Here is a 3,880-nt window from a genome sequence, read left to right as displayed (position 1 = left end):
GGCCCGGCGCTACCTTATTTGCCGCGACCGAACAGGATCGCGATGCCTACGGCCACCAAGCCGAGCGGCCACCAGGTCAACAGCAGGCGCGACAGGTTCAGGTTGGTCCAGCCCAGGTTGCTGGCCAGCATGAACAGGCCGATCAGGATCAGCAGGATGGCGGCGACGATATTGAATCGCATCGGGTCGGCACTGGCTCAGGAATGGGCTGGATATCCTAGCCGTTCCTTCCAGTAGGCGACATGCTGGTCCAGCGTGGCCGGCTCATAGCGGTGCGCCGGGCCACTGCCCCAGACCGGTCCCGGCCACGCCGGATCGCCGTCGTGGCGGCCGATCACGTGGAAATGCAGCTGGCGCACGATGTTGCCCAGCGCGCCGATGTTGATCTTCTCCACCCCGTCCGAACCGTGCAGGGCCTTGCAGGCGCGGTTGAGCTCGGTGCGCAGCTTGTCCTGCTGCTCGCCGTCCAGCTCGATCCACTCGGTCACCCCGGCCAGACGCGGCACCAGGACCAGCCAGGGGAATCGTTCGTCGTTCATCAGTCGCACYTGCGACAACGGGCCTTCGGCCACCAGTACGCTATCGGTGGCCAGGCGTGAATCGAGTTCGAAATCGCTCATCCAAGATGCTCCGAGAAGAAGTCCAGGGTGCGTTGCAGCGCCAGGGCGGCGCTGTCTGGATCATACGCATGTCCGACCTCGCGGTTGAAGGCATGGTCGGCCGGATAGACGTAGGTCGCCATCTGCGGCAGCTTCTCACGGTGTGCCTGGATCGCCTCCGGCGGGATGCTCTTGTCCTGCGCGCCGAAGTGGAACATAACGGGGGCCTTCGGCGTCTCGTCCAGGAACTGCACGTTGCGCGCGCCGTAGTAGCTCACCGAGGGCAGGCCCAGGCGCAGCGCGGACAGCAGGGCGACGCTGCCACCCCAGCAGTACCCAACCGTGCCGACCTTGCCGTGCGGGGCCAGCCGGGTTGCCGCGGCGCGGACCACTTCCAGTGCCTTTTCCATGCCCAGCGCGGTAACCCGTTCCAGCCCATCCTTCACGCCCTCGGGGGTGTAGGGCAGGGCATCGGGGTCGGCCTCGGGGCCGTCGACCAGGTCGAAGAACGAGGGGGCCAACACGGCGTAGCCCTGGGCGGCGAAGCGTTCGGCGACGCCGCGGATATGCGGGTTGGCGCCGAAGATCTCCTGCACCACCACCAGCGCGCCGCGGGGTTTGCCCTCGGGCAGTGCCTGCCAGGCGCGGACCGGGCCGTAATGCGTATCCAGGATGATCCATTCGGACATCGGGGTGTACCTCGTTGCAGGGAACAGAACGGTATTGTCGACGTTGTGAGGGTTAGCGCGATGTCAGCGGCTGTGCCGCATCGGGCGGCTATGGTGGGGCTGGCTGTGGTTTCCCAAGGCGGTGCAGGTACCGGTTTCCGTATTGACCGGTGCACACCCGAAGCCTAAGCTTTCAGCCACGATGACATACAAGCCTCCGGCGCGAGCCGGGGGCTTTTTTGTTGTCTGCGCGTTGCCCGAGGGCGACGTGGAAACAGGCGGCTGTGCCGGGCCAACCGCGACGAAGACATCCAGGCCGACCCGAGCCTGACAACCCCGAAACCCAGCCGCCGCAAGGCGGCTTTTTCATTTCCAGGAGATTCAACACCATGTCCATCAATCAAGCCATTTCCGCCCAGGACTCCGCGCTGTACGTGAAGGCCGGCACCGCCCCGACCGCGCCGAACAATCCGGCAGGCTATACCGAAATCGACGGCCTGACCGCCTTCCCGTTTGGCCGCGGCCAAGCCAACACTCTCGACGCCACCAACCTGCGTTCGAAGCAGATGGAGAACATCGCGGGTCTGTCCGGCGGCCAGGCCGTACAGGTGTCCGGCCATCGCTGGCCGGTGGGCAGCTCGGCGGGCCAGGAAATCCTGCGTGACGCCGATCCGGATGCCGACCTGCACTTCCTGATGGTGCTGCCCACCGGCGATGCCGCCACCTTCGTGGCCAAGGTCGCAGCCTTCAACGTCGCCCCAGGTACCAACCAGGTGCTGACCTTCACCGCCGATCTGTTGCCGCGTGATTTCGCCATCGTCACCGCTGCTGCCGGCGGCACCCCGTGATGCTGCTGGGCAAGCAGCAGATCCTGGACGCACAGGATCGCCGCCACGAAGACATCGCCGTGCCCGAATGGGGCGGCAATGTGCGTGTGGCGATGATGTCGGCCAGCGACCGTGACCGCTGGGAGCAGGAGACCTATGGCGGTGATACGCCCAAGGTGGATGACTTCCGTGCGCGCTTCGTCGGCCTGTGCCTGGTCGATGAAATGGGGGCGCGCCTGTTCTCCGACCATGAGGTGGCCCAGCTGGGCGCGAAATCGGCGGCGGCGCTGGATCGCGTGTTCCGTGTCGCGCAGACGCTCAATGCGCTCGGCGATGCGGCCGTGGGAGAGCTGGAAAAAAACTGATCCGCCGGCCTGAGCGCCGGCTTCAGTTCCGGATCGCGTGGCGGCTGGGCCTCCCGCATCCGGACCACCTGTTGGCGGGAGTGACGTCCCGCCAGCTCTCGGAGATGTACGCGTTCGCACGGCTGGAACCGATGGATCAGCCACTGCAGGGGATGCTTGCGCAGCTGACCAGTGTGCTGGCCCAGGTGCATGGCAACGCGACCACGGCCGAGGACTTCCTGCTGGTGCGGCCGCGCGCCTCGCCGGAGAAGGCTGCCAAGGAACGCTCGCAGCAGCTGCTGGAGATGTTCGGCAGCGCATCGCGCCGCAACGCTGCGCCGTGATCCCAGGCGGGGCAGGGCATGGCTTCTCCGAGGTGTGGCATGCAATCGAACCTGGGGCCCTGCGGGGCCCCTCATCATTCTTGGAGGAACGCATATGGCGTCCACTAACCAGAATCTAGACGTAGTACTGCGGGTCAATACGACGGGCTTCCGTAACGCAATGGCGGAGGCCAGCCGCCTGGCAACGCAGAATCTCAAGACAATGCGGGCGGAGGCCGAGCGGACGGCAGCCGCGCTGGCGCGCGTGCATGCCGCACCTGAAGGCGCGGCGGCAAAGGCAGGGGCAAGCGCAAAAGGCGGGGAAGATGTACTCCGCAGCGGCGTGAAGGAGCTTGGCAACGGCCTGCTGACTGCTGCAGGCGGCCCATGGGGCATCGCCATCGCGTCGGTGCAGAAGCTCGGCGAAGCGTACATGGACATGGTCAAGGCATCCGAACGTGCCCGTGCCGAGTTCAATGAACAGATGCAATCGCTGAAGCTGATGTCGTTCACAATGGATGAAGTCGGCAAGGGTCTGCGGGATCGCAGCATGCCGATGGATGTCGCCGTCGCTTCGCTGCATGAGCAGGCAAAGGCCATGCGCGAGCTCGAAGCGCGCAAGCGCGCGCTGGAGGGGGCCGTCACCCATTGGGAAGGGCGCGTGGCCTATGGCCAGCAGTCGGGGCGGGAGGGCGCCGGCATGAGCGCGGGGGCCGACTACGCAGGGCTGAAGGCCGCGCAGGACGCCTTGAAGGAGTTTGAAGGCAAGACCGATCCGGTGCGGCGCCAGTTCCAGGAGCTGCAGGAACAGATCCGTGGCTCAATGGATCCAGAGCTGTTCAAGAGGGTCCAGGACGCCATCAACAATCTCGACATCCAGACGTTGGTCCAGCTCAAGGCAGAGGTAGGCTTGACGCGCTGGGAGGCACTGCAGGCCGGTTCGGCGATCTCGGGCATGCTCGGTGGCATGCGCGGAGAAGCGTGGCGAGACGAGGTCGAGTGGATCCGTCTAACCCGTGGCGAGTACGCGGCATGGTTGGCTGAACGCGGTGCGGAAATAAATGCCAACGGCGGGCCGGACAAGATGGACCCGGCCCAGCGCGCCGAGTTCAACAGGGA

General features: G+C 65.7%; 6 protein-coding genes and 1 pseudogene. 4 read left to right on the top strand and 3 right to left on the bottom strand.

Going from position 1 to position 3,880, the window contains the following annotated elements; all coding sequences use genetic code 11:
* Positions 1 to 14: 14 nt before the first annotated feature.
* Genes AC1VAN_RS07525 through AC1VAN_RS07515 form a run of 3 tightly spaced genes read right to left on the bottom strand, consistent with a single transcriptional unit; the run spans position 15 to position 1,288 of the window.
* A complete protein-coding gene (locus tag AC1VAN_RS07525) occupies positions 15 to 182 on the bottom strand; it encodes a LiaI-LiaF-like domain-containing protein (protein WP_025876120.1) in 168 nt (55 codons plus the stop codon).
* A gap of 15 nt (positions 183 to 197) precedes the next feature.
* The gene (locus tag AC1VAN_RS07520) at positions 198 to 620 is read right to left on the bottom strand and encodes an HIT domain-containing protein (RefSeq protein WP_442252205.1); all 423 of its coding nucleotides are present in this window, start codon (positions 618 to 620) and stop codon (positions 198 to 200) included.
* A complete protein-coding gene (locus AC1VAN_RS07515) occupies positions 617 to 1,288 on the bottom strand; it encodes a dienelactone hydrolase family protein (protein WP_313115113.1) in 672 nt (223 codons plus the stop codon). The genes AC1VAN_RS07520 and AC1VAN_RS07515 overlap by 4 nt, the downstream gene beginning before the upstream one ends.
* 368 nt (positions 1,289 to 1,656) lie before the next feature.
* On the opposite strand from AC1VAN_RS07515, the gene AC1VAN_RS07510 reads away from it, so the two are divergent.
* The 4 genes and pseudogenes from AC1VAN_RS07510 to AC1VAN_RS07495 all read left to right on the top strand — a co-directional run.
* Positions 1,657 to 2,115, top strand: a complete 459-nt coding sequence (locus AC1VAN_RS07510; RefSeq protein WP_032975030.1) for a hypothetical protein — start codon at positions 1,657 to 1,659, stop codon at positions 2,113 to 2,115.
* A complete protein-coding gene (locus AC1VAN_RS07505; RefSeq protein ID WP_032975029.1) occupies positions 2,115 to 2,459 on the top strand; it encodes a hypothetical protein in 345 nt (114 codons plus the stop codon). Before AC1VAN_RS07510 ends, AC1VAN_RS07505 begins: the two co-directional genes overlap by 1 nt.
* Before the next feature lie 80 nt (positions 2,460 to 2,539).
* Positions 2,540 to 2,782: a phage tail assembly protein T gene (locus AC1VAN_RS07500; protein WP_235189890.1), complete on the top strand. Its 243-nt coding sequence runs from the start codon at positions 2,540 to 2,542 to the stop codon at positions 2,780 to 2,782.
* Between the two features lie 94 nt (positions 2,783 to 2,876).
* Positions 2,877 to 3,880, top strand: a pseudogene (locus AC1VAN_RS07495) (phage tail protein); the annotation flags it as partial.

The organism is Stenotrophomonas sp. 05L44_2 (genome assembly GCF_056665995.1).
Note: the sequence above shows the minus strand (reverse complement) of the source record. Positions and strands in the feature narration are given on the sequence as shown.

Bases quoted from the DNA above. Each gene is read 5' to 3' on its own strand.
- AC1VAN_RS07505 (WP_032975029.1), top strand. From the start codon at position 2,115: ATGCTGCTGGGCAAGCAGCAGATCCTGGACGCACAGGATCGCCGCCAC.
- AC1VAN_RS07525 (WP_025876120.1), bottom strand. From the start codon at position 182: ATGCGATTCAATATCGTCGCCGCCATCCTGCTGATCCTGATCGGCCTG.
- AC1VAN_RS07515 (WP_313115113.1), bottom strand. From the start codon at position 1,288: ATGTCCGAATGGATCATCCTGGATACGCATTACGGCCCGGTCCGCGCC.
- AC1VAN_RS07510 (WP_032975030.1), top strand. From the start codon at position 1,657: ATGTCCATCAATCAAGCCATTTCCGCCCAGGACTCCGCGCTGTACGTG.